Raw genomic sequence first — 25358 nt, 5'->3', positions numbered from 1 at the left:
GGCAAGATCCCTTCACCTGAAGCGATATCAGAAACGGCAGAGGTTACCACCAAGCCATGCCGAGGTACACTCACAAGGTACATCTATATCAGTACATCTATATAAGTAGCATACCTGTTCACCGACATGACCCGTCGATTACCCTGCCGCAGGGTGTCCGTTATGCTAACCGGTTATTTTGCCGCAGGCACACCTTCAATGCGCTGACACTGCCAGCCCCAGTTCTGCTGCTTCTGAACAAAAGAGTCAGCTTTGCTTTCGCAGTAACCGGTCTGATACTGGGCACTCCACACCACGGCACTGCTGTCGGCCTGACCTTTTTCCAGCTTGTTGTAACGCACTTCACAAGGTACCGGTGCCGGCTGGGCCGGGTAGGACACTACGATCTGACGCTCACTGCCTTGATGGGTACATTGATACCAGTACGGCGCTTCTGCCATGACCGAACCTGATGCCAGAGCCAGCGCGAGAACTGCCGCTTTGCGCATGAAAACATACCTCATTGTGTGTAAATAGCAGGAACCAGAGCACAGCCCTGTTATAACCATAAATAACAGAAACAACAGAAGTGTCTGATTTAATTGGGAAAAGAGATCATCTTACTGATCAGCAAGGGAAATAACAGTATAACTTCGGTTAATCGCCGGCAAAACATCGCTGCCCGCGTTTATTTTACCATGAAAATGGTACTTGCCCGCCTGACAAGGTAGAATTGCCACTTTAACTTGATGTGACAACAGGCACCTTACATGGTCATTCTTCATACCAGTTTCGGCGATATCAAACTGGAACTCGACGCGGAAAAAGCTCCGAAGACTGTAGCCAACTTCATCAACTACGTGAAGAAAGGCCACTACGACGGTACTATTTTTCACCGTGTCATTAACGGTTTCATGATCCAGGGCGGTGGCTATGCACCGGGCATGGACGAAAAAGATACCGACGCTCCGATTGAAAATGAAGCGGACAACGGCCTGAAGAACGAAGCCGGCACCATAGCCATGGCCCGCACCATGGACCCGCACTCTGCCAGCGCCCAGTTCTTTATCAACGTTGCTGACAACAGCTTCCTCAACCACAGCGGCAAGAGCCAGCAGGGCTGGGGCTACGCAGTATTCGGCAAGGTTGTTGAAGGCATGGACGTGGTTGAAAAGATCAAGTCGATCCAGACCGGCAACTTCGGCTTCCATCAGGACGTTCCGACTGAAGACGTACTGATCGAATCTGCGGAAGTCGTGGAGTAAGCATTTGACAGTCCACTTTATCTCGGACTTGCATCTGCACCCGAAACGCCCGGATATATTCCGGGCGTTTCAGGATTATATGTCCCGTACCGCCATCCTGGCCGACAGCCTTTATATCCTCGGCGACTTTTTTGAATACTGGATTGGTGATGACAGTATTGATGAATTTCAGCAGCAGGTGATTGACTGTCTGAAAGCTTATACCGATACCGGTCGTAAACTCTATTTTCTGCCTGGCAACCGCGATTTCCTGATTGGAAAGGGTTTTGCCCGCGCCTGTAACTGTACCCTGCTATCCGACCCGCAAACTATTCAGCTTGATAGCGAAACCGTGATAATCAGCCACGGTGACGGCCTGTGCACTACCGATGAAAACTATATGAACTTCCGTCGCATTGTGCGCAACCCGATCGTACAAAAAACCTTCCTTGCCCTGCCCCGTTTTTTGCGCCAAAGAATCGCCCGCCGACTGCGTGAAGACAGTAAGAGCATGAATCAAAGCAAGGATTACAGCCTGATGGATGTTGCACCCGAGGCCGTTGATCAATTGTTACAACAGCACAGTGCAACCACACTGGTTCATGGTCACACACATCGGGCCAAAGTTCATGCCACCGGCATAGCAGACACTCAGCGTATCGTTCTGGGAGACTGGGATCGTAAGGGGTGGTACCTGCAACATGATGCTGCAGGCTTCAAACTTCAGGACTTTGTTATTCCGGCAGTCTGAAAAACTGTTTTCATTTATGCTGCAGCCGGGCTGCCACTATGAAAACGGAACTCCTCATCAGGTGACTCAATCGCGTCCCGCTCTACCTGACGGAAATACTCCACCCGCTCTTCAATCGACTCACCCGCCGCTTCTTCTGCCAGAGCCAGATAGTCACGATAGTGCCGGGCTTCGGACTTGAGCAGTGATACATAAAACTTGCCCAGCTCTTCATCCAGATGTGGTGCCAGCTTTTCAAACCGCTCACAGGAACGGGCTTCAATAAAGGCACCGACAATCAAAGTGTCCACCAGCCGGCCGGGTTCTTCCTTCCGGATATGTTCACGCAGCCAGTTGGCATAACGGGATGCACTCAGTGGACGGTATTTGATATCCCGCTTTTTCATCAGGGCATGAACCTGCTCGAAATGACGCAGCTCTTCCCGCGCCAGACGGGACATTTTGTACTGCAGATCGTCATTAAAGGTATACCTGAATAGCAGGTTCAACGCCGTCGCGGCTGCTTTCTTTTCACAGTTGGCGTGATCTGTCAGCAAAATTTCCTGCTGCTGCAGTGCCATATCGATCCAGGCATCAGGCGTCGGGCACGCCAGAAATGCTGCCGGGCTGGTCATATCGTTATCATCCCCCAGTAAGTAATAATCTAAAATCCGGTGCTTATATAGAGCAGAATTGGAAAACGTCTATAGGATATACGCCAAGCCATACCCAACACCAGCCATGACAGAAACAATCATTCATCGCGTAAAAAACGCATAAAGCCGGGCTTCATTCACCGGCTGAATAATGACCATTTCGAGATACCCTTAACTTGGCTGCGGGTATTCGCTATACTCTGCCCGCCTATTAGAAGCGTATTGACAGAGCAACCTGCCCTGCCAGCCGCGGAAGTAGCCGACCGGAGATCCAGATTATTGCAGTACAATACAGCCCGCCCCCAGCCAGCCTTGCTTGTGATGCCAGCCTGTGCCGTTCCCGGGCTACAACAACAAAACTCAATTAATCCCGGTTCATTTCATCTTATTACCAGTCGCCTATCCGCCGCCCCCGGCAGGTCCAATAAAGAGGGTATAACAAAGTGCTAGAAGCTTATCGCCAACACGTCGCCGAGCGTGCAGCTGAAGGTGTACCTCCCAAACCTCTCAACGCTGAACAGGTCAGCGGTCTGGTTGAGTTACTGAAAAATCCCCCCGCCGGTGAAGAGCAAGAGCTGTTGAACCTGCTGGAAAACCGTATTCCCCCCGGTGTAGACGAAGCGGCCTATGTTAAGGCCGGTTTCCTGTCCGCCGTTGCCAAAAACGAAGTTGAGTGCCCGCTGGTTGACGCTGAAAAAGCGGTTCAACTGCTGGGTACCATGCTGGGTGGCTACAACATTGAAACCCTGGTTACCCTGCTGGACAGCGCCGAACTGGGTGAACTGGCTGCCGAACAGCTGAAAAAGACCCTGCTGGTCTTTGATGCCTTCCACGATGTGGAAGAAAAGGCCAAGGCGGGTAACAGCAACGCTGCTGGCGTTCTGAAATCCTGGGCTGAAGCTGAATGGTTCACCAGCCGTCCGGCTGTTCCGGAAAGCACCAAGGTTGCCGTGTTCAAGGTTACCGGTGAAACCAACACCGACGACCTGTCTCCGGCACCTGATGCCTGGTCCCGTCCTGACATTCCGGTACATGCCAACGCCATGTACAAGATGACCCGTGACGGTCTGGAGCCGGAAGAGCACGGTGTCAAAGGCCCGCTGAAGCAGATCGAAGAAATCAAGGCCAAAGGCCTGCCGGTTGCTTTCGTGGGTGACGTAGTCGGTACCGGTTCTTCCCGTAAGTCCGCCACCAACTCCGTACTGTGGTTCTTCGGTGATGATATGCCTGGCGTACCGAACAAGCGTGCCGGCGGTATCTGCATCGGTGGCAAGGTAGCACCGATCTTCTTCAACACCATGGAAGATGCCGGCGCACTGGTATTTGAAGCCCCGGTTGAAAAGCTGAACATGGGCGACGTGATTGAAATCCGCCCTTACGACGGCAAGATCCTGTCCGAGTCCGGTGAAGTCCTGTCCGAGTACAGCTTCAAGTCCGACGTTATCCTGGACGAAGTACAAGCCGGTGGTCGTATTAACCTGATCATTGGTCGTGGTCTGACCGACCGTGCCCGTGAAGCCCTGAACATGGGTCCTTCTGACATCTTCCGTCGTCCGGTTTCTCCGGAAGATTCCGGCAAGGGTTACACCTTGGCCCAGAAGATGGTCGGCAAGGCCTGTGGTGTTGAAGGTGTTCGTCCCGGCACATACTGTGAGCCGAAGATGACTACTGTTGGCTCTCAGGATACCACCGGTCCTATGACCCGTGACGAACTGAAAGACCTGGCTTGCCTGGGCTTCTCTTCCGATCTGGTGATGCAGTCTTTCTGTCACACTGCCGCTTATCCGAAGCCGGTTGACGTTGAAACCCATCACACCCTGCCCGACTTCATCATGAACCGTGGCGGTGTTGCCCTGCGTCCGGGCGACGGCATCATCCACAGCTGGCTGAACCGCATGCTGCTGCCTGATACCGTCGGTACCGGTGGTGACTCTCACACCCGTTTCCCGCTGGGTATCTCCTTCCCGGCCGGTTCTGGTCTGGTAGCTTTTGCCGCTGCCACCGGCGTTATGCCGCTGGATATGCCGGAATCCATTCTGGTTCGCTTCAAGGGTGAAATGCAGCCGGGCATTACCCTGCGTGATCTGGTACACGCGATTCCGCTGTACGGCATCAAGCAAGGCCTGCTGACCGTTGAGAAGAAAGGCAAGAAGAACGCCTTCTCCGGCAAGGTTCTGGAAATCGAAGGTCTGGAAAACCTGACCGTTGAACAGGCATTCGAACTGTCCGACGCTTCTGCCGAGCGTTCTGCAGCTGGCTGTACCATCAGCCTGTCTGAAGAGTCCATCGCTGAGTACCTGAAGTCCAACATCACTATGCTGCGCTGGATGATCAGCGAAGGTTACGGTGATCCGCGTACGCTGGAACGTCGTGCCGCGAAGATGGAAGAGTGGCTGGCGAACCCGACCCTGATGCGTGCTGACGCTGATGCCGAATACGCTGAAGTGATCGAGATCGATCTGGCTGATATCAAGGAGCCGATCCTGTGTGCGCCGAACGATCCTGATGATGCCCGTACCCTGTCTGACGTTGCCGGTGACAAGGTTGACGAGGTCTTCCTGGGTTCCTGCATGACCAACATCGGTCACTTCCGTGCTGCCGGTAAACTGCTGGAGCAGAACAGTGATCCGCTGAAGACCCGCTTCTGGATGTCGCCTCCGACCAAGATGGACAAGGCCCAGCTGGAAGAAGAGGGTTACTACAACATCTACAAAGAGAGCAATGTCCGCACCGAGATACCGGGCTGCTCCCTGTGCATGGGTAACCAGGCACGTGTAGAAGCTGGTTCTACTGTACTGTCCACTTCTACCCGGAACTTCCCGAACCGTCTGGGTGATGGTGCCAACGTTTACCTGTGCTCTGCCGAGCTTGCGTCTGTTGGTGCAATTCTGGGCAAAATCCCGACTGCCGATGAGTACATGCAGTACGCTCAGAACCTGGATTCCATGTCCAGTGAAGTGTACCGCTACCTCAACTTCGACAAGATGGGCAGCTACCAGAAAGCCGCTGACGAGATTATTGCCAAGGCAGGCTAATAACGCCTGACTTAAAGCAATAAACAAAAGGGTTATCACCTCCGGGTGGTAGCCCTTTTTTTATGCCACCACCTACAGCGATATTCTGCTCAGGCAGGAATGACATACACTTCATGGCTCATGAATGTATAAGCACGCAGTTTATTGCCATGAGTATTATCATCATTTTTAGCTTGGCAGCCCTGCTCCTTGTTTACAGTATCCTGCAGATCAAGCAAGTTGGTAATTTCTCGGCCTTTGCACTGGATCGTAATGCCTTTGGCGTGGTGGCTATCTACTGCACTTTCCTTGCCAGCGGCATTGGTGCCGGCCATCTGATGGGAGCTGCAGAAAAGTCCTATGCAACCGGCTGGTATTACACTATTGGCTGCCTTGGTTATCCGTTGCAGCTGTTGCTGGTTGCATGGCTGGCGCCACGGGTTTACCAATGGCGACAGTGCCTGTCTTCGGGGGAAATCCTGAGCAAGGCTTATGGCGGCAATGATATCCGACTGATAGCAGGGCTGATCTGGCTATTTTTCTGTACCGGGATTATCAGTGCCCAGGTTGTTGCCATGCAGCGGGTTTCACATATGTTGATACCCCAGCATGAAACCCTGATCGCAGTGTTACTGACAGCCACCGTCATTATCTATAGCTGTCTGGGTGGTGTTCGCTCTGTCGTCAGCACCGATATATTTCAGGCCTGGGCATTATTGCTGGCAATAGCGACCCTGCTGGTTTGGGGGATAGAAGAAACTGGCGGGATAGAATCTTTTACTCAATACAATCTTGAACTTATTCAGAGCCTGAAACAGGAATCCTCACCCGAACTGCTCATATTATTTTTATGCTTCCTGTTTGGTGATGTCCTGATTCCGGTTTCTATCCAGCGAATTACCATGGCCAGAAGTGCAACCCAGGCTCGATCGGCTCTGCTGCTGACAGCATTTGTTGTGTTCTGGGTTGTACTGACCAGTGGCGCCCTGGGCACCATTGCGCAAATGCTGGACGGATCACGTCATGCCAGTGAGACGTTTAACATTATTATCCTGTTCGCACCGGACTGGCTGGGTATTTTTCTGTTCGCAGGCTTTCTTGCTGCTGTGATGTCGTCCTGTGACAGTTATCTGAATACTGCAGCCGTCGCTTTTTCAAATGATATCCTGCCCGTTGCCTGTCACAGACTGACTGACCGGCAACAGCTCATATTCGGCAGACTGGCAACAATCATTATTGGTGTGGGAGCCATATCAATTGCATATTATGTGAATGATATTCTGGATATTCTGCTGAACACCTTTGAAGCCTGGGCACCCACACTGTTTCCTCCCCTGCTGCTGACTTTGTTTTATCACAAATTACCGAAACGATTTTTCTACATTCCTTTTATATCAGGACTTGCCGGACTTTTGATCTGGAGATCAGTATTTGCACAAACATCCTGGCAGTCTGCTGCATTACTGATCGGTGCTGCATTAAACAGTTGTACTATCTGGATCCTGCTAAGGCTTAATAGTAACCACCTGCCAAAGTATCTCTTCGGTTTTAGAAAGGACCTGCATATGCCCGACTAATTCATCAGGGGCAGAATAGAATACTTTTACAACAGTGACAGGATTCTTACCTATAACTAGAAGGATTTTACCCAAGGGTGTCATTGTGAAAAATCTACTTCTGACTGCTGCAGTTTTCTCCGCTACGTTGAATGCAGCCGAGGTGACAGTGCTGGACAAAACCCACTATCCAGCCGGTCAGTTTCTGGCATATACCGAGTTCGAGCTTTCCGGAGAACCTCTTGTTGAAGGACTGGGGCTGGATCTGGATGTACTAGATCCCAACCGGGCTAACCAACCGACAGCGTTCGACTTTATGGCCGGTATAGGGAGCTATGAATACTCTGAAGAGGCAATGTATGCACTGAATTATCAGTCCACCATGGGTCCCCATCTGGTTAATGGCCCTTTGAACAAAGCCCGTGGTGGCAAGATGGAGGATTTGGGTAAGCGTCTGTTGGAAATGGCGAAGGCTGTTGGTTTTCCGGCTGGCGAAATCCCCCTGAATATGTTTCCGATCTCACTGCCGTACGTTTCCGGTAGCCCCGAGTTTCTGAACAAGCCTGACATGACGGTCGTAAATACTGATGAGGTAGAAATCGTCACCGCCAAAGGCGTTGAAAAGAAGGTTCAAACCGTAACGCCGGCCTACTTCCGGGATTACAAGACACTGGCCTGGGATCCGGCAACTTTCGATAAATCGTTCAGCCCGGCGACAACCGGAGGCATTCTGCTGAAAGAAGTGATGTGGGCCCAGGATTTTCTGGGCGGTATGCATGTCACGGCAACTGACGAAGAGGTGGAAGCAAAATCCTCAAAAATGAATCATGACGGCAAGCACAGTCTTGGTGTATCTGCAGCCGATGGCTTCAATGGCATGATTCTGACCGAACTTTCGCTCGATAAACTGCTGATAATGCAGGATCAGATGGGGTTTGATGGCAAAACGCTGGGAGTAAAATTTGGCCCCGATTATGATCCGGCCAAACAAAAGATATGGTTTCCGGCCAAGGTGAAAGTTCAAGAAGGCAAAGCCAACGGCGTTAATGCTATTGAAGAACTGACCGTTACCGACCCCGCTTCCACTCTGCGTGACACCTGGTTAATGTTATGGCCCGTCAGTGAACTCTTTGCTTTCAGTGATCAGCGCACTCGCAATACCGCACAAAATCCGGCCTTTCTGGCTGTATTTGATGGAGCACCCTTTGCAGCGGCCCCGGCTGTAAATACAGACGACAAAACAACCAATGATGTGGTTGGTACAGATATGTTCTCGGTGACCAGCAATATGTCCCATATTCTGTTCGAAAACCTTGTTGCCCTCCACTTCAACAGCAAGGCCGGCACCTTTGTGACCCGGTTTGCCGATAACAACCAGGGCAATGATGTCGACACCTATGATGCGTCTTATGTGCTGGTCGCCTTGTCTATCTTTGAACGTTCCCAAGATGCCCTGCCTGTTGGCTACGCTGCCGCGGGTGACAGTGCTGTGAATCTGGCAACGCCACAGGGGAAACAGGCGCTGGAATTAATTACCAGACAGGCTGATTTCATTCTGAATAACCTGATAGGTCCGAACGGTCTGGCGTTTGACAGTATGGAGCTCGAAGGCAAGATTGATAAAACCCAGTCTCTCGGTACCCAGTTCGCCGTATTGCGCGGTTTGTCTACAGCTTTTCTGGCGACCAAAAATCCCAAGTACAGAGCCGAAGCCCGCAAACTGTATCTGGCTGTCGAGAAACAGATGTATGACGAAAAGCTGGGTACCTGGGCAACAACCCCCGGCCAGCCCACCCTTTATACGCCCTACACTGTTGCAGCCGTCTCAGGCGGACTTCGGGATACTATTCAGCAGTTACGCAATCAGGAAGGCGAAAATGACAAGGCGCTGGAACTGCAGAATCTGGCCGACCGTTATGTCGCATGGTTCCGCACTGTCATAAACGGCGGCATGCAGCTGGCCGAGTGGCTTGGAGACAGTGGAGAAAACCGGATCAAGGGCAGCGATTCCGGTGATACCGATGAAGACCGCGTACCTCAAATAACCGCTGCCGGTGGCAAGTATGGCACCGCTCCGGTAATGGCAGAGAAAGCGCGGGTGAGCGTCAACTGAATAAAAGCTTGAGTGTTGCCCCCGGCGCAGAGACTGTCTCCGCTTCCTGCATATCAGTCGGCGCCGGGATCGCCCCCCCAGTAAATATAATCATCCTCATAACCTTGTGGTGGTTAATCCTGCTACGTTGCCCTCGCTCTGATAAACCATACTTATTCAGCAAAGCCGGACCTTTCCGGGTTCACAGTTTTAAAATCAACAGAACATAAAAAGATTTCTACACAGGTTGTGTCAAGCATTAATGACAAGAATTCTGTTATTGATAGTTCAGTTGAGCGTATTATTGCTCGCTCTATCCACGCGTGCGGATGTTATTTTACATGCGTTTAACTGGAAGTATTCCGAAGTTACCGCAAGGGCTCAGGAAATCGCAGCGCTGGGTTATCGCGCAGTTTTGGTAGTACCTCCATTAAAAAGTACTTGCGATAAATGGTGGGGGCGTTATCAACCCCAGGATTACCGGGTCATTGATAATCCTTCCGGCAACAAAATTGAATTTGTTGAAATGATTCAGGCATTACAGAAACTCAACATCAGGGTTTATGCCGATATTGTCCTGAATCATATGGCTAATGAAGCAAACAAGCGCGGCCAGGATGATCTGAATTATCCCGGCCATCTGGTACTGGATCAGTACCAGAGAAAACACGATATTGACTGCTGGAAATTATTCGGCGATTTAACCGAAAATTTATTCTCCGTTACCGACTTTACCTGCCGCTACTGCCTTTGGGAATACACCAATGTCTGGTGTGTTCAGAACCATTGGCTATCAGCCGGAGGCCTTGATCAGGGCTTACCCAAACTGAAACCCAATGACTGGGTAGTTCGGCAACAAAGAGAATACCTGCGGCAGCTAAAACAACTGGGCGTCCAGGGCTTCAGGATAGATGCCGCTAAACATATGGAAATTTATCATCTGAATCAGGTTTTCACGGCCGAGATAAAGTCCGGGATGGATGTGTTCGGAGATATCATTACCGATGGCGGCATAGGTTCCGAGGACGTCAAATGCTTTTTGAACCCTTACCTTGAGTATACCGGTCATGCAGCTTACGACTTTCCCCTGTTCAGTCTTCTGCGCAGAGCACTGGCCTACGATGGCAGCCTGGAATGGTTGATAAACCCGCTGGCAGACGGTCAGGCATTACATCATGACCGGGCCATCACCTTCACCGTGACCCACGACTTTCCCAATAACCAGCATCTGCGCTTTCTGCTGATGGATAAAGTCGATGAGCTACTGGCATATGCCTATCTGCTGGGCAGGGATATTGGCACACCGCTGATTTATTCCGATCATGATGAAAGCGGTGATAATGGCCGCTGGGTGGATGCTCACAGTAAAGGCTGGATGCCGGGCATGGTCACATTTCACAATGCAACCCGTGGTGAGACAATGCAGCTGATTGGCGCGACGCAATGCCTGCTGATTTTTAAACTGGGCAAGAAAGGTATTGTGGGTATTAACAAAGGAATCGAAGGCTCCGATTACTGGGTTAATACCAGCCTGTTCGAACTTGACTGGTATGTGAAATATATCGACACCCTCTCCGGCGATGAACAGTATGTAAATGATCACTGGCATAATTTTTATCTGCCCGGGCGGACTGCGCGTATGTGGTTAAGAACGGAGTAACATCGAATCAGTGTCGCCTGTATTTCAGGCATGTTTACTGGCAAAATAGCTATTTCAACAATATGACTCTGTAAGCTAAAGGGAACTCTGCTATTTACCGACTATCCGGTAATAAATCTCCGGCGGTAGCGTACCGAACAGATAGCCATTAAGTAATCTTGCCCATCGGGCTTTGCACCGCCCTGCCCCCGCGATTCAAGACGTGGGTATAGATCATTGTGGTATTTACTTTGCATGCCCCAGTAACTCCTGCACTGTGCGAATATCGTAGCCATTTTCCAGCAAATGAGTAGCAAAACTGTGGCGGAAAGTATGACAACTGGCGTGCTTGTTAATTCCTGCGCGCTGAATCGCCACTTTAACAGCTCTCTAAACCGATCGAGGATGGATATGGTGCCGCCCCTACTTCCCGCTACGCGGATCACGACTCAGGTAATTGCTGCAAAAGTGAATTGCCAGGCCAGCTCTTTTCAAGCATTGGGATATTTTCTGGCAAGGGCCTGAAGTATATGTACGTTAGAGATACCAGCATTCAGAGCCTTAATATGTAGAAGTCGTGAATGCTCTATGCTGGAACGCAAACCCTCAATTGATTTATCCGGAAACAATGTACGTCAGTCTTTGCCTCCTTTGCTGTCTCGAACCATAATTTTCCTGCAATGAAAATCAACATCCTGCCCCTGAGACTTAAAGCCTCAATTAAACGCAAGCCAGCACCATACATCAGGATTGTAATCAGCAAGGGTGTCCCGTTTAAATGTGTAAGAATGAGTTCCACTTCACGTGCAGACAGCATGACAGGCAACCGTTTCGGACGTCTTGTATTAAGCCAGTCATTGATGACAAGATCATCCTTGCCTAAAACCTTTTTATACAGAAAAGCAATTGCACTTGAAGCCTGCTGCAGGGTATTAACGGCCACCTGAAGTTTGACAGCGAGAAAACTCAGAAACTGACTGATCTCCTCACCTCCCATCGCCTTGGGATGACGCATTTTGTGGCAATGCAGATTTTTTTATCCACGCCCAGTAATGTTATAGTTCTATTCATAGATCGTCACATATAGGAATAGATAAGTATTAAGATGATTGAAATAATTGGTATTATCGGATCAATCTTTGGAATAATTGCATTTTTCGCCATTGCGCCCAGAGATGTAAAAAACAATGTCAAAGCATGGTTTGTTGAACCTATACAAAAAGTAAATAGAGATAAAAATGCGATAAGTCTTAATGAGTGTTTTCAGATTCTATCAGTGGATGACATTAGAATTGAAAATTCATTTATAGAAAAACCATTAAACTATAAACGTTTTGATTCTGAAATCATTTCATATAATTGCAGGTTGCCCGATCAAATAGAGCACCTTAAAAGCAATGAAATTAAAGAAAGACAAGAAGATGCATCAAAGCGAGGGATAACATTAGACAATAATGCTTCATTTGCGTTGAGAAGAATTGATGTAAGTCGGCCAGAAGGTAAAAATGGCAAAAGAGAAAATAACTACAAGCTAATCTTAGAACCTACAAAATACTTCGACTTTGTGTTTCCAAATCTGTGCCTTGAAAAAAGATTTTATAATGAGGATACTCAGGAAAAACACACGCTAAGAGAACTTTTATCATTAGATAAGCGTAAGCTAAGCATTTCTTCTTTAGAAGATTTTCCATTTTGCCAATTTAAAGTAGGTACAGGTACACTTGTTATCACGAGTGATAACTATGTCATATGTTCCGTTCGCTCTCGAAGACAATTAGTGGCGAGAAAACAAAAACAGAATGAGCTTTACATCCATTTATCGGCAGCAGAAGGGATGTATAGATCTGAACTGAAACATGAAAGTAGTGATTGCTTTGAAGATCAAGTTATTACTCCTTTCGCAACTGCTTCTCGCTCATTATTAGACGAGATTAATATTGACAAAGATTTATATAATATTGAAAAAATTGAGTGCCAAGGCTATTTCTTTGACCTTAAAAGAGCACAACCATTTTTTCTATTTAGTCTAAATCTCGAAATGACATCAGAGGAGTTCTTCGAGCACTATTCAAACACGAGTGTAGACATACATGAAAATGATGCGATTTTTGCAATCCCAGTCAATCTTAAAAACATTAAATACTTGTTTGACAATGCTAGCTTTAATATTTTGGATGCTAAGTATCCTCAAATATACAATGACTATTTTTCAATAAATTCATCTTCACAAGTAAAGCTTGCTTCAAATCATGCGCAGACAGGGTATGCCATGCTTGCATATAAAGAGTGTAGACCTACAACTCAAGAAATATTGCAAACGAGTTATAACAAGTGACTGTGGCATTTAGTCAATTTCTCCTTAACTTCTCTAAGCTAAAGCTAAGACCCGAGATTTTTTAAAGTATCTGCAACTTCAACCGCAAAGTCGCTTCCGTCTATCTCGCCGTTTAAGAGCAACTCGAACTCTCCTTGTGTATTAACCTGATAACAGCCAGAATACCTTTCCCATAAACGGTCAATACTGCCAGGATGCATTATTTCCCATACAAGGATGACATCGATAGCCTCAGGAATACGCTTTACTGGCAGAAAAGGTGTTGTGTATGTATTTAACCCCAGAGCAGCAATTAAATCCTCTTCATGCTCCCTCAGTCTCAGCGCAAGCTGTACCAGCAGCTTCCCCTTGTTGAGACGGGCTGCAGGAATGATATGTGATAATGGAACAGATGGCGGACGAAGCGCCGAGCCATGCAAACATGTGAGTAATGGATCATAGCTCTGCAGAAACTGGACAGTCTTATACAAATGCCCCATTTCAACGCTTCCGTTCCAGACACACTCAATTTTGTTTATTGCGGCCAAAAGGCATTCTCTATCCGTATGATAATTTTTCCTGATATCAACGATGTCTTCAACAGGTATCCCTAAACATAAGCAAAGCAACTGCCATAGATGAGATAGCTTGAGCCCTGCACAATGATTTACAGTTAATGGTAAACCACCATCCGGCTGCTGTTTCAAGAGGCACTTCGAACGAAACACCAAGTGAGAGTGATACTCAGTAATTCCATGCCAGAAGTCGGCGGGGAGTTCAGTAAAGACTTTCTTCAGGCTGTTACTGCTTACCATTTCCTGCTGACAGCAAAGTTTCCAGAAACGAACAACTCTTTGCTTCTTATTATAATATCTCTGAATTCTATCCAGCTGGTATCTGGGAAAACCAAACTTTTCGCCATAGAGCATGACATCAAAATCACCATCATCAGAAACAAGACCGCTTACTTTTAATTTATCAAGATAATGTCGGGTTTCCTCAAACAAACTTTCTCCTGATATTAACTGCTGTCCCAGGGAGCCCTTCCGCGGACTACCTGTTAAAGCATCCATCAAGCTATTGGCTGCAGTATAATCCTGCACTTCGGGATGACAAAAAGTATCCAGAATATTACGCACTGTGATTTTATGATTACGATTCAGGGATCCCTGAATAAGCCTTCTTATTTTTTCTTTCCAACCTAAACCGGAACTGTCAACCTCAAGATCACGCCAGATATCATAGCAACCTATTACCTGAGAAAATAAAGCTGGCGAAATACCGAATCGTTCCAACAAAATTGATATATGGCAGCACTCCAGTTCCTGACAATAGATAGTTTCAGGATCCCCTGATGTAGTACAGGCTGAAGGAAAAAGTGAAGCAACCGGAATATGATTAAGCAGCAGGGAATGATCATATTCATCTAAAATATCACTTTGCTTTCTATCTATTTCTCTTAAATCATTTCTGCATTGCAACTGCAGTCTTTCAACCACATAAATAAACTGATCAAGTCTTTTACCCTCCCTTTCCATATAGACCAGCAAACAGTAAAGCAGTATTGGCATTCGCTGCATCCGTTCAGACTCTGCCAATAATCTCTCAATGTAGTGGCCTCTACACTCCATGCATAAAGCCAGTAGCCTGAGCTCTTCACTGCTTTTACAAAAATCCAGCCCCCCATGCAGAGCAATACTTTGAGCAATGAGTGCGCCCTGTTGTACATTTTTTAGTGGCCAGTCTAAACAATGGCTAAATCCCTTAAATAAGGGTGATGAAATTAAATAAGGGTCAAAATAGCAATCTGCCACTGCAAAGCAAATCAGATCTCCCATTATCAACTGAATAGCCGGCAACAGATTAGTACAATTCAGAAGTCCTTTCTCCTGAGCAAGATTAAGTGCAGTGCGAAAACAGGCTTCATCGTTCTGCTCACCCAACCAGATTTCTTTGATATCGTCATATTCAAGCCCTATCAAAAGTACAAGCGGGCGCCACTGATGAAAATGGTCCCGACAAATCTGACAGAGCCCTTCTACAGATAATTCTGGCGGTGCCACCGTACGCGGTGCAATATATACCCCCTCATCCAGCCAGCTATCAGGGCAAGCCTGCCTGCAATGTTGTCTTGCCATGTCCAGCTGCTGATTATTTCTATATAAATCAGCACACCTTAAAGGCTGATATGAAGTACAGGGTAATCCGTCCAGATAGTTATGTAACAAAACTTGATCAGGGGAGTCAGCGTCATCAACTACCTCTGTAGTTTCACTGACATTATCATCCTCAAACAGATGAGGACTAAATGGGGGATAAACAAATGATGAGGGAGATAAAAGGGGGAGTGGTGGCTCGTAGTCCGCATCAGTTCCGAATGTATCTACATCGACGCATCGGGATTCAACATTATCAGCAAACGCAACATTCACACCAATGCTAAAAAGCAAAGTAATTGTTATAATATCAACCAGATTGAATGCATCTTTCATTGATAAAAAATGAGACCTAATACGCTGAAATCCTGAAGCATTGGATACTGTTGAAAAAACATACCGCATTAGTATTTAGACAATTTAAAAGCCAAACAGTTCATGAGCAACAATTCCAGGGTGTTGATGATTGGAAATTTCGGAATCAGTTCCAAACCTTGCAACATCCAGAGATAGAGCACTGCCCTGAATTACCAGATATAATATTGCTGAAAATATAAATATAAACTCATCTCTGTTGAGCCCTGTATCGCGAAATAGATATCAGGGCCCCAAATCAGAGAGACACACGCGAAGTACATTATGAATCTGGATACATGGCTGGCTTTTGTCTTAGCATCACTAATTCTTACCATCACACCCGGTCCGAGCATTTTGCTGGCGGTGGTTCACTCCCTTAATTACGGTGTACGAAAAACCCTGTTGACTGCTCTGGGCGATATCTCGGCCAACTTTCTGCAGATGGTGTTGGTTGGATTGGGGCTGGGTGCAATTATTGCCAGCTCGGAATTTGCCTTTCAGGTGATCAAGTTGTTTGGTGTTGTCACTCTGCTGTATATGGGGTTGAAAATGATGATGGCAAAACCACAGTTGCCACAGAACTCCGAACAGCAGTCTGAGATTTCCGGTGGCAGAATGTTTGCCAGCGGGTTTATGGTTGCTGCCGGTAACCCCAAGGCTATTGTTTTCTTTACTGCTTTCTTTCCCCAGTTTATTGATCCCGCCCAGCCTCTGTTTACCCAGATGGCAGTGATGTGTGCCACCATGGCCATTCTGGATTTCAGTTGGGTGATGATTTATGCCCTGTCTGCCCGCAAGATGCTAGGGGTGTTGCAGTCCCGTCCACGGTTGATTAACCGGGCCGGAGGTTCTGCCCTGCTCTGTGCTTCAGGATATCTGGCTTTTTCCAATCGTTAATCTGGCAATCTGGCACTGCCAGTAAAGGTACTATCGTCTGCCATTTTTGCTGAAAAGATATGCTGTAAACCCTTGAGTGGTAGTGAAATGGCACAGATTACAAAATAACTACGGCTGATTCCGTTGCCATTGATATCTTTGTGCTACATTGAAATTTCACTTATTGAACAATAAACACTCTGCCTGAATATTCACCCTGAATATGATTGATGAATGACAGCTTGGGATTCAAACTCAGGCCGAAAGAATCAAGCTGTGTTCCGGTGTGAAAGGCCAAATGAAGTAGCAGTCAGGCTGGCGGGATAACTGGCAGTACCTGTCTCCGGAGATATATTTCAATGCAGCAGAATAAACTGTTCATCGGCAACCTGCCCTTCTCGGTTACTGAAGCAGAACTGGAAACCGCCTTTGGCGAATATGGGGAGCTGGATGAAATCAAGGTAATCACCGACCGGGAAACCGGCCGTTCAAGAGGCTTTGCCTTTGTTACCTTCAATACCCAGCACGCTGCCGAGTCTGCACTGGCTCTGGACGGACAGGATATGGGCGGACGCCAGATGCGGGTTAATGTGGCTACCGAGCGTCCGCGTCATAACAATGGCGGTGGAGGTGGTCGCAAGCCGGCTGGTAACAAGAGCTATGGCAATACCGGTCATCGCCGCTACTAGTCTTGCTAAAAAATCGATACTCTGTGATTCAAAAGGCATATTTTATATATGCCTTTTTTATTGCCTGTAATTGATCAATTTATTTTACAGTTCAACAACAAAACAATAAATCACCGGAAAACGAATCCTGCCGCTCCCGAGCGCGACAGGATTTTATTTTATCCCGGTTACAGTCCTGCCAGACCTCGCACCAGATCTTTTTTCAAATCACTGATATCTTCTAACCCTACAGCAACCCGAATCAGACCCGGAACAATCCCTGCTTTCTGTTTGTCTTCATCAGATAACCGGCAATGCGTTGTTGATGCCGGATGGGTAATTGTGGTGCGCGCATCACCCAGATTTGCGGTAATAGAAACCAGCCGGGTTGAATCGATAAAGCGCCAGGCTGCTTCCTGCCCGCCTTCCACTTCAAACGCCAGTACGCCGCCAAAACCATTCTGTTGCTGCTTTGCCAGCTGATGCTGTGGATGATCTTCCAGCCCACAGTAATGAACTTTGCTGATGCCCGGCTGCTGTTGCAGCCATTGCGCCAGCTCACCGGCATTTTCACAGTGAGCTTTGATGCGCAGCGGCAGGGTTTCAATACCTTTCAGCAAAATCCAGGCATTAAACGGACTGAGGCTGGGGCCACAGGCACGCATAAACAGTGTCAGCTCTTTCATATGCTCGGCGGAACCGATGGCAACACCACCAACACAGCGCCCCTGGCCATCAATATATTTAGTGGCTGAATGCACCACAATATCGGCACCCAGTTTTAACGGTTGCTGCAGCACCGGTGTACAGAAACAGTTATCAACCACTAACAACGCGTTATTGGTATGCGCCAGTTGTGACAATTGCTTCAGGTCGGCCAGCTCACTCAGTGGATTGGAAGGTGTTTCCAGAAACAGCATACGGGTATTAGGTCGAATCGCCGCTTCCCATGACTGCGGGTCAACCAGGTCCACAAAGGAAACTTCAACTCCCATCTTCGGCATATATTTGCTGAACACAGTAGTTGTAGTACCGAACACACTGCGGGAGCAGATAACATGATCGCCCTGATTCAGATGCGCCATACACACCGACAAAATAGCTGCCATACCGGAAGCGGTAGCGACTGCAGCCTCACCGCCTTCCAGTGCGGCCATACGCTGTTCAAACGCAGCAACGGTCGGGTTGGTATAGCGTGAATAGACATTGCCCGGTTGTTCGCCACTAAAGACGGCTGCCGCTTCTGCGGCTGTGCGGAACACATAGCTGGAGGTGGTAAAGATCGGTTCGCAATGCTCATGCACATCGGTGCGCTGCTGGCCACTGCGAACAGCGAGGGTCTGGGGAGCACAGCCTTCCAGTTCGGCATCATACCCCTGGCGCTGTTCGGCCTTGTTTACTGTCATAACATATCCCGAATCTGGTGAACTGATGATTATTATTGCTCAGGATCGCTGGTTTATAAGCGAAGAGGCAGGCGGGACACTGTAAATTTAACCCGGTAGATCATATGGGAGGATAAACAGACAGCGCCAGAGCGCTGCCTGCGTTACAGCTTAGTCATCGGACGGATCGTTGTGCAGATCGATATTCTCGCTGTCTTCTTCCGCCTGCTTGGCCGCATCATTACGCGCTTGGGCGATTCGGTCAAGATAGGCAGCGTCGATATTGCCGGTAATATACTCACCGTCGAATACCGAGCTGTCGAAATGAACGATTTCCGGATTATGTTCAGCCACGGCTGCCTTGAGATCATCCAGATCCTGATAGATCAGCTTGTCGGCCTCGATCAGTTCACAGACTTGCTCGGTGGAACGGCCGTGAGCGACCAGTTCAGAGGCGACCGGCATATCAATACCGTAAACATTGGGGTACCGCACCGCCGGTGCAGCAGAGCAGAAGTAAACCTTCTTTGCACCCGCTTCACGAGCCATATCCACAATCTGGTTACTTGTCGTACCGCGAACAATCGAGTCATCCACCAGCAGGACATTTTTACCGGCAAACTCTTCTCCAATGGCATTGAGTTTCTGGCGCACTGACTTCTTGCGCAGGGTCTGACCCGGCATGATAAAGGTGCGACCGATATAGCGGTTTTTAACGAAGCCTTCGCGATAACTGATACCCAGCCGGGTAGCCAGTTCCAGTGCAGAGGTCCGGCTGGTATCCGGAATCGGCATTACTACATCAATATCGTGATCGGACCATTCCCGGCTGATCTTGTCAGCCAGCTTGCGGCCCATGCTGACACGGGATTGATAAACGGAGACACCGTCAATTTTGGAGTCCGGACGGGCAAAGTAGACATACTCAAACAGGCAGGGTGCCAGTTTGGCCTGCTCCACACACTGGAAGGTGTGCAGCTGGTTGTTTTCATCGATATAGACCGCTTCCCCCGGCGCCACATCGGCAATCATTTGGAAGCCCAAGGCATCCAGTGCAACGGATTCAGAAGCGATCATGTATTCAGTGCCCTGTTCGGTTTCCCGCTTGCCGTAAACCAGTGGACGAATACCGTGGGAATCACGGAAGCCGACAATGCCGTAGCCATTAATCATCGCTACAACCGCATAGCCGCCTTCACAACGTGAATGAACATGCTTTACTGCGGCAAAGATATCTTCCGGTTCCGGGCGGAACTTCCGATTCTGCTGCAGGGCATGGGCAAACACATTTAGCAGAACTTCAGAGTCGGATTGGGTATTGATATGGCGAAGATCGCTGCGGAACAGGTCTTCCTTGATGGCCTCGACATTGGTCAGGTTACCATTGTGGGCCAGGGCAATACCGTAAGGGGAGTTAACGTAGAAGGGTTGGGCTTCAGCAGAGTTGGAGGAACCGGCGGTAGGATAGCGGATATGGCCGATGCCGGTGTTTCCTGTCAGGTTTTTCATATGGCGGGTCCGGAATACATCCTTGACCAGCCCGTTACTTTTGCGGAGGGAAAAACGGCGACCATTACTGGTCACAATCCCCGCCGCATCCTGCCCCCGATGCTGTAATACCGTCAGGGCGTCGAACAGGCCCTGGTTGACGGGACTATGCGCCGAAAGGCCGACAATGCCGCACATGCACTCACCTCAATAAAACAGACGTACATATTATCGCTGCCGGATTATGATTGTTGTGCCAGCAGCGGTTGGAATAGTTCTATGACTGTACGCTTGGACCAGTCAGCCATCATCAAAAAGTCTGGTATCAGCGTTGACTGCTGCCACCAGCTCTCCTGTCTGGCGGGTGTATAGGACAGCAAACCTGCCGCTACCACAACCAGCAAGATCCCCCGCATGACACCGAATACCATGCCCAGCATGCGGTCAGTGCCCGTCAGTCCGGTAAATTTGACCAGCGCGGCGACAATCCGGTTCACCAGGCCGCCAAGAATCAATACCAGTACAAACAGAATCAGACGGGCCACACTCTCCCGCAATAACGGTGACTCAACCATTGTATGCAGTTGATCTGCCAGACTCCCGCCAAAAAGCCACGAGACGACAATAGCAACCACCCAGGTCACCAGTGACAGTACTTCGCGAAAAAAGCCACGAGCGAGGCTTAGCAGAGCGGAAACAGCAATAATGCCAAGAATGGCCAGATCAACCCAGTTGAAGTCCACGATATCGGTTTATCCCGGTCGGAAATATGGGACGAAATTCTAACAAATGCGTGATACCAACCCAAGAACAATACGCATGGATAACACGACTTAATTCATTGTTACTGACTCGCGTCAGCTCCTTTTTCAGCTAAGTGAACAGGCACTTACGGGTAATACCTTTCGAGCCGTGGCTCAAGTGAGAAATCTTTTTTAAGCCCCGGAACCAGCTCCCGCAACCGCTCCGGACGAAACCCCGGGCCAACCAGCACCTGATAGCTCAAACTCTGATCTGCAGCAGCAAGGTCATCGAGATAAGCGCGGTATCCGGCTTCCAGTAATTTGTTCCGCAGCGCTTCAGCTGCGTCATAGTCAGGAAAATCTGCCAGCCACAGCGACCAGGCCACGGGTAATCCCTTGTCATCCAGCTTGAGAGAAATCTCATCGACATCATTGCCGGCCGGCTCGGTGCTGTGGCGACCGATCATTACCGGTTCCGGAGCCTGATCAAGCACATTGATGTAATCCGGCATTTCTGCCATTGGTGGTGGCTCCGGCACCAGCATCTGTGCCACCTGCATCTGGGTTTTGCGGTAGTCCAGTGCCATGGGGAGCAGTACGATGGCTAGCAGGAGGGTCAGGAAAACATAAAATCGTTTCATTCTATGGCAGTGTCATAACCGGTGATTATTTAAAACATATGAATAAAATAGCTAACGCATTCTTGTTGTAAATTCTACCATTTCTGAGGCGTTGTTACACACGTCCACAAAACTAAACTATCCATTAAACAAAAGTCATAAGTATCACATTTTGTGACAGGGCTTCTGACTAGACTAGAGTTTCACACTCAAAGCGATCTAATAAAAGATGTACAAATTGTCGTTCGTGAAGAGTATGTGTTGGTGGCTATGGTGCCTGAGCATTGGAAGTTCTCAGGTGCTTGGCATGTATCAAGATCCACTTGAGAAACCGTCAGCCCCGCCTGAAGCATCGCCAACAAAAAAAGCATTACACAAATGCCATCAGCGCTCGATGAGTTCCGGCTCACCAGCACCTGAAATTATCATTCAGGTGCAAGATGCGGATTCAGATACCAGTCAGCCGGATTCTCCTATAGAAAGCAATCTTGATTGCCCACTTGCACCAGATTTATTAAGAGTTCCAGGCCGACTTCCTAAAATCCGGTCAGAATCTGATTTATTGAAGCCTACAGTTTCAGAAGAGGTTGTTTTCACAAGACTGCTCCGTAATCGGGAAGAAACCAGAACACCAATAAGAAACAGAGCCCGGCAAATTGAAAAAAAAACTTATATGACTTTGATGACAAACAGTGTCCAAGCTGTAAAATCCAGACGTCCGCTGAGCCCCACTAGACAAGTAGTTACAGCCAGTCCGCCCCCCCCTTTCAAGCCCTCACCATTGCCCAAATGCATTGTTGAAGATACCTCCTGTGCCAGCTGCTTTGAAGCCATGAACCGATTACGTAAGCTTTACGACCAGCTACCTGTGACGGCCAAAAGCTACATAGCAATAAAATCTGAAGGAGTCACTCTGGAAAGGCTTATCTTGAGAATTTACGCCGAGTTTTTCTATCTGCACAATGCATCATCCCCCAGAAAATCTAAAGCCCACCCTGAGGCTACTAAAGTAGTCAGCTTAAAGAATGACCTCCAGAGTTTAAAAAAAGCACTGTTGAAAGCTTATCCGGAATATCAGCCTTTTCTTATAGATCATTTATTGACAGAAAGTCTGAAGACCATAACAGAACTTGGTGATGCAGAGGATTTCCCTCCCAAATCAGTGTTTCATGATTTCAGCTTTGACTTGATGACCAATTTATTTATTCCCTTCATTGATACGCAATTTATTATTGAAAGAGAGCTATTACCCGCTCCCTTATCAACACTTTTCAAATTGAGATGTCTTTATTCCCCAATTTATGTTCAATTCCAAAAATCTTCTATCCAATCGGAAATCTGGGCGCTTGATTTATTAAGGTATGTTACTGCCGGGGAAGGATTCATAGGAAAGGTTTTTAATGAGGATGACGGCACAGAGGGAAGGTTAGTTGCTTTGCCTGAGAGTAGAAAAATGGATGCACTGAAGATGCAAATGGATAAGTTGTTTAGTGCATCGCAAGATATAAAGGACCTCTTCGAGTTATATTATGCCCAGCTAGATGCCAGCACCCGAATCATGTCCAAGGAAGAAGTGGAAAAGGCAGTTTCAACATTCAAGCAATTTGCGGGCATTATGGCTCGGGCAACATCATTTGCGCATGATTTCAGAGACATACAGCAATTAGATATCATTGCAGGTATTATGTTTCAATGGATTGATACGACAAGAGGCACATTAATCATTCCAGAGTGGGCTCATAGCCATACCGCTTGTTTTCGCTTTATGGGTACTATGAAATGGGATCATCAGAAAAAGGCCATGTCCCCGAAATATATTCCTGAAGTGATATCAGATGACATAAGGAAACTGTTATTACCTGTTAAGTTCGATATTCTTTGGGATACAGGAGAAAGCCTTGTAGCCTGCCTGCAAGACCCTCAACACACATATAATTCCCCCTGGCCTGCTTGCAAGGTTCCATCAGGCGCGGATAAACACCTGATACGCATTTCTAAAACCCCCAGCATTCCACAGCTACCTCCAAACCAGATGATATCTCTGGCATGGCTCTATTTTTACCAGCAGGTTATGCCTGAACACTGCTGTTGCTGCCCAGAAGTCATCAAGGTTACAGACCAACTATTCATGTATCTTGATCTGATTATCGCAGAGCTGGGCAGAAATATCGACGAACAAGTAAAATCACACTATGAGATGGTTGTGAGTAAAATATATCCAATTTGTGAAGAAATCGTTCTGCGAAATGGTACGGTCGAAACCTTAAAACAACACCCCATTTTTACAGAGCTACTAAGTTTACCGGATCAAATTCCCTCAGATTCAAGCGAGGTAACTGTTTTGTTTTCACACTTTGTCATGAAATTTACCTCATTGTATGAAGAAGGGCTTTTCGGAGGAAAATTACCTTCTTCATAAAATAAAAATAAGGTTCAATATTTCATGGAGATGAAATCATCTGGAAGATATTTCATCCAACACTTCAGAAATCACCGTAAATGAACCAAATACAACAATTCGATCTTTGGTTGTCGCCTTTTCCAAAGCATTTTGCAGCGCAAAAGGAATTGTCCCGGACATTACAAAGTTCACCTTGCTGCCTTCTAAATACTGCTTGAGCTCAGTAGGATTAAGCGCTCTCGGTGATTCCGGAGTACCAATAAACCATTTGTCAATCTGTGACAGAAAAGCTTCAACTATGCCTTCCGGATCCTTGTCATCAAGCACGCCGAATACGGCAAGAGTCTGCCCTTCTACCGAAGAGATCTTCAGGCGAGATGCCAGCATCTCCGCCGCTTGTGGATTATGTGCTACATCCAGAATAACCGGAACCTGCTCACCACGGCTGTTGGTCACCGTTTTATTCTGAAAACGTCCGGTCAGGCGCGCTTCACCAACCCCTTTTCGGATATCACTCTCAGTAATACTCAAACCGGTAAACTGTAATGCCTGCAGCACAGTTGCAGCATTATCCAGTGGCAACTCGGGATAAGGCAGGTCTTTGATAATCACTTCATTGCCACAGGCACCCCGCCCTTTCCATGACCAGCTGGCTTCACCACGGGTAATATCAAATTCCCGTTCGCGGCGATAAAGCGGTGCTTCCACCTCAATGGCTACTGTCTCAATGGTTTTAGGAGCATCGGCCTGACCACTGACTGCTGGTATCCCGGTACGGAAGATACCGGCCTTCTCCCGGGCAATACCGTTCAGATCACTGCCGAGCCACTGCTCATGATCTCGAGCAATGGAGGTGACAATAGCAATATCCGGATCAATCATATTGACTGCATCCAGTCGTCCGCCAAGCCCGACTTCCAGCAACGCAACATCAATATCGGCTTCACTGAAAATCAGGAATGCCGCCAGTGCGGTAAATTCAAAATAACTTAGGAAAGTATCATTCTGGGCCTGAGTAATACGGTTAAAGGCATCACAGATCTGTTCATCGGAAGCCTGTGCACCGTTAACCTGAATTCTTTCGTTGTACCGCAGGAAATGAGGCGAGGTGAAAGCGGCAGTCCTGTAACCGGCTGTACGCAAGATAGTATCAAGATAACAAACGGTACTGCCCTTGCCATTGGTGCCGGCGACGGTAATCACCAGTGGCGCAGGTTTGGCTAGCTGGAGTCGGTCAGCGACTTCCTTGATCCGCTCCAGACCGAATTTCATATGGTGTTCCGGTTGCCGTGTTTCCAGCCAGTGTAACCACTCACCCAACGTCTCAAACTGCTTCACGTATTCTGTCCCGAACAATTTAACTTCATAGTGCCCGTTTACTGTAGTCGAAGATAAACAGGCAGGGCAGTCTCTTATATACAAATACGGCCATTGCTGGAA

At 48.0% G+C, this 25358-nt stretch carries 20 protein-coding genes; 10 read left to right on the top strand and 10 right to left on the bottom strand.

What is annotated here, in order from left to right; translation table 11 throughout:
* Positions 1-173 precede the first annotated feature (173 nt).
* Positions 174-488 carry a hypothetical protein gene (locus ACYZZ0_RS11730; RefSeq protein WP_461536814.1) on the bottom strand — a complete coding sequence of 105 codons (315 nt, stop codon included), beginning with the start codon at positions 486-488 and terminating at the stop codon, positions 174-176.
* 261 nt (positions 489-749) lie between these two features.
* Here ACYZZ0_RS11730 and ACYZZ0_RS11725 point away from each other — a divergent pair, with 261 nt between their 5' ends.
* Entirely contained in the window at positions 750-1244 is a 495-nt protein-coding gene (locus tag ACYZZ0_RS11725) for a peptidylprolyl isomerase (RefSeq protein ID WP_461536813.1), read from the top strand.
* A gap of 4 nt (positions 1245-1248) precedes the next feature.
* Complete coding sequence (locus tag ACYZZ0_RS11720) at positions 1249-1974, top strand: UDP-2,3-diacylglucosamine diphosphatase (protein ID WP_461536812.1); 726 nt, start codon at positions 1249-1251, stop codon at positions 1972-1974.
* Positions 1975-1988: 14 nt separating this feature from the next.
* On the opposite strand, the gene ACYZZ0_RS11715 is transcribed toward ACYZZ0_RS11720, so the two are convergent.
* Complete coding sequence (locus tag ACYZZ0_RS11715; protein ID WP_461536811.1) at positions 1989-2588, bottom strand: MiaE family protein; 600 nt, start codon at positions 2586-2588, stop codon at positions 1989-1991.
* Positions 2589-3052: 464 nt separating this feature from the next.
* Here ACYZZ0_RS11715 and acnB point away from each other — a divergent pair, with 464 nt between their 5' ends.
* The 4 genes from acnB (at position 3053) to ACYZZ0_RS11695 (ending at position 10931) form a co-directional block, all read left to right on the top strand.
* Complete coding sequence (gene acnB / locus ACYZZ0_RS11710) at positions 3053-5644, top strand: bifunctional aconitate hydratase 2/2-methylisocitrate dehydratase (protein ID WP_461536810.1); 2592 nt, start codon at positions 3053-3055, stop codon at positions 5642-5644.
* A 149-nt stretch (positions 5645-5793) separates the two neighbouring features.
* The gene (locus ACYZZ0_RS11705) at positions 5794-7200 is read left to right on the top strand and encodes a sodium:solute symporter family protein (protein ID WP_461536809.1); all 1407 of its coding nucleotides are present in this window, start codon (positions 5794-5796) and stop codon (positions 7198-7200) included.
* An 85-nt stretch (positions 7201-7285) separates the two neighbouring features.
* Positions 7286-9292 carry a hypothetical protein gene (locus ACYZZ0_RS11700; RefSeq protein ID WP_461536808.1) on the top strand — a complete coding sequence of 669 codons (2007 nt, stop codon included), beginning with the start codon at positions 7286-7288 and terminating at the stop codon, positions 9290-9292.
* Between the two features lie 241 nt (positions 9293-9533).
* On the top strand, positions 9534-10931 hold the full coding sequence (locus ACYZZ0_RS11695) for an alpha-amylase family glycosyl hydrolase (RefSeq protein ID WP_461536807.1): 1398 nt from the start codon (positions 9534-9536) through the stop codon (positions 10929-10931).
* A gap of 225 nt (positions 10932-11156) precedes the next feature.
* Here ACYZZ0_RS11695 and ACYZZ0_RS11690 read toward each other — a convergent pair whose 3' ends face one another.
* The gene (locus ACYZZ0_RS11690; protein WP_461536806.1) at positions 11157-11288 is read right to left on the bottom strand and encodes a tyrosine-type recombinase/integrase; all 132 of its coding nucleotides are present in this window, start codon (positions 11286-11288) and stop codon (positions 11157-11159) included.
* Between the two features lie 208 nt (positions 11289-11496).
* On the bottom strand, positions 11497-11925 hold the full coding sequence (locus tag ACYZZ0_RS11685; protein ID WP_461536805.1) for a phage integrase N-terminal SAM-like domain-containing protein: 429 nt from the start codon (positions 11923-11925) through the stop codon (positions 11497-11499).
* Positions 11926-12015: 90 nt separating this feature from the next.
* Between ACYZZ0_RS11685 and ACYZZ0_RS11680 the strand changes: the two genes are divergently transcribed.
* Positions 12016-13245 (top strand): hypothetical protein, encoded by a 1230-nt coding sequence (locus ACYZZ0_RS11680; RefSeq protein WP_461536804.1) that lies wholly within the window; start codon positions 12016-12018, stop codon positions 13243-13245.
* Between the two features lie 44 nt (positions 13246-13289).
* Here ACYZZ0_RS11680 and ACYZZ0_RS11675 read toward each other — a convergent pair whose 3' ends face one another.
* On the bottom strand, positions 13290-15716 hold the full coding sequence (locus tag ACYZZ0_RS11675; RefSeq protein WP_461536803.1) for a hypothetical protein: 2427 nt from the start codon (positions 15714-15716) through the stop codon (positions 13290-13292).
* 303 nt (positions 15717-16019) lie between these two features.
* Here ACYZZ0_RS11675 and ACYZZ0_RS11670 point away from each other — a divergent pair, with 303 nt between their 5' ends.
* Both ACYZZ0_RS11670 and ACYZZ0_RS11665 read left to right on the top strand, forming a co-directional pair.
* Entirely contained in the window at positions 16020-16634 is a 615-nt protein-coding gene (locus ACYZZ0_RS11670) for a LysE family translocator (RefSeq protein WP_461536802.1), read from the top strand.
* A 338-nt stretch (positions 16635-16972) separates the two neighbouring features.
* Positions 16973-17302 (top strand): RNA recognition motif domain-containing protein, encoded by a 330-nt coding sequence (locus ACYZZ0_RS11665; RefSeq protein WP_461536801.1) that lies wholly within the window; start codon positions 16973-16975, stop codon positions 17300-17302.
* A 167-nt stretch (positions 17303-17469) separates the two neighbouring features.
* Here the strand turns inward: ACYZZ0_RS11665 and ACYZZ0_RS11660 are convergent, their stop codons facing one another.
* The 4 genes from ACYZZ0_RS11660 to ACYZZ0_RS11645 form a co-directional block, all read right to left on the bottom strand.
* Entirely contained in the window at positions 17470-18687 is a 1218-nt protein-coding gene (locus ACYZZ0_RS11660) for an O-succinylhomoserine sulfhydrylase (protein WP_461536800.1), read from the bottom strand.
* Positions 18688-18837: 150 nt separating this feature from the next.
* Entirely contained in the window at positions 18838-20352 is a 1515-nt protein-coding gene (gene purF, locus ACYZZ0_RS11655; RefSeq protein ID WP_461536799.1) for an amidophosphoribosyltransferase, read from the bottom strand.
* Between the two features lie 44 nt (positions 20353-20396).
* Positions 20397-20897: a CvpA family protein gene (locus tag ACYZZ0_RS11650; protein WP_461536798.1), complete on the bottom strand. Its 501-nt coding sequence runs from the start codon at positions 20895-20897 to the stop codon at positions 20397-20399.
* A gap of 146 nt (positions 20898-21043) precedes the next feature.
* Entirely contained in the window at positions 21044-21538 is a 495-nt protein-coding gene (locus tag ACYZZ0_RS11645; RefSeq protein ID WP_461536797.1) for an SPOR domain-containing protein, read from the bottom strand.
* A gap of 286 nt (positions 21539-21824) precedes the next feature.
* On the opposite strand from ACYZZ0_RS11645, the gene ACYZZ0_RS11640 reads away from it, so the two are divergent.
* Positions 21825-23936 carry a hypothetical protein gene (locus tag ACYZZ0_RS11640; protein ID WP_461536796.1) on the top strand — a complete coding sequence of 704 codons (2112 nt, stop codon included), beginning with the start codon at positions 21825-21827 and terminating at the stop codon, positions 23934-23936.
* A 36-nt stretch (positions 23937-23972) separates the two neighbouring features.
* On the opposite strand, the gene folC is transcribed toward ACYZZ0_RS11640, so the two are convergent.
* Entirely contained in the window at positions 23973-25256 is a 1284-nt protein-coding gene (gene folC / locus ACYZZ0_RS11635) for a bifunctional tetrahydrofolate synthase/dihydrofolate synthase (RefSeq protein WP_461536795.1), read from the bottom strand.
* Positions 25257-25358: the final 102 nt, after the last annotated feature.

Origin of the sequence: Spongorhabdus nitratireducens, from assembly GCA_947387575.1 — a bacterium.
Taxonomy (GTDB): Bacteria; Pseudomonadota; Gammaproteobacteria; order Pseudomonadales; family Endozoicomonadaceae; genus CANDOC01.
The sequence above is the reverse complement of the archived record's forward strand: the minus strand, read 5'-3'. Positions and strand labels throughout refer to the sequence as shown.

Coding starts and splice junctions, on each gene's coding strand:
- ACYZZ0_RS11665 (WP_461536801.1), top strand. CDS start 16,973: ATGCAGCAGAATAAACTGTTCATCGGCAACCTGCCCTTCTCGGTTACT.
- ACYZZ0_RS11695 (WP_461536807.1), top strand. CDS start 9,534: ATGACAAGAATTCTGTTATTGATAGTTCAGTTGAGCGTATTATTGCTC.
- ACYZZ0_RS11675 (WP_461536803.1), bottom strand. CDS start 15,716: ATGAAAGATGCATTCAATCTGGTTGATATTATAACAATTACTTTGCTT.
- ACYZZ0_RS11715 (WP_461536811.1), bottom strand. CDS start 2,588: ATGACCAGCCCGGCAGCATTTCTGGCGTGCCCGACGCCTGATGCCTGG.
- ACYZZ0_RS11645 (WP_461536797.1), bottom strand. CDS start 21,538: ATGAAACGATTTTATGTTTTCCTGACCCTCCTGCTAGCCATCGTACTG.
- ACYZZ0_RS11680 (WP_461536804.1), top strand. CDS start 12,016: ATGATTGAAATAATTGGTATTATCGGATCAATCTTTGGAATAATTGCA.
- ACYZZ0_RS11670 (WP_461536802.1), top strand. CDS start 16,020: ATGAATCTGGATACATGGCTGGCTTTTGTCTTAGCATCACTAATTCTT.
- ACYZZ0_RS11705 (WP_461536809.1), top strand. CDS start 5,794: ATGAGTATTATCATCATTTTTAGCTTGGCAGCCCTGCTCCTTGTTTAC.
- ACYZZ0_RS11685 (WP_461536805.1), bottom strand. CDS start 11,925: ATGCGTCATCCCAAGGCGATGGGAGGTGAGGAGATCAGTCAGTTTCTG.
- ACYZZ0_RS11730 (WP_461536814.1), bottom strand. CDS start 488: ATGCGCAAAGCGGCAGTTCTCGCGCTGGCTCTGGCATCAGGTTCGGTC.
- ACYZZ0_RS11640 (WP_461536796.1), top strand. CDS start 21,825: ATGTATCAAGATCCACTTGAGAAACCGTCAGCCCCGCCTGAAGCATCG.
- purF (WP_461536799.1), bottom strand. CDS start 20,352: ATGTGCGGCATTGTCGGCCTTTCGGCGCATAGTCCCGTCAACCAGGGC.
- ACYZZ0_RS11660 (WP_461536800.1), bottom strand. CDS start 18,687: ATGACAGTAAACAAGGCCGAACAGCGCCAGGGGTATGATGCCGAACTG.
- ACYZZ0_RS11725 (WP_461536813.1), top strand. CDS start 750: ATGGTCATTCTTCATACCAGTTTCGGCGATATCAAACTGGAACTCGAC.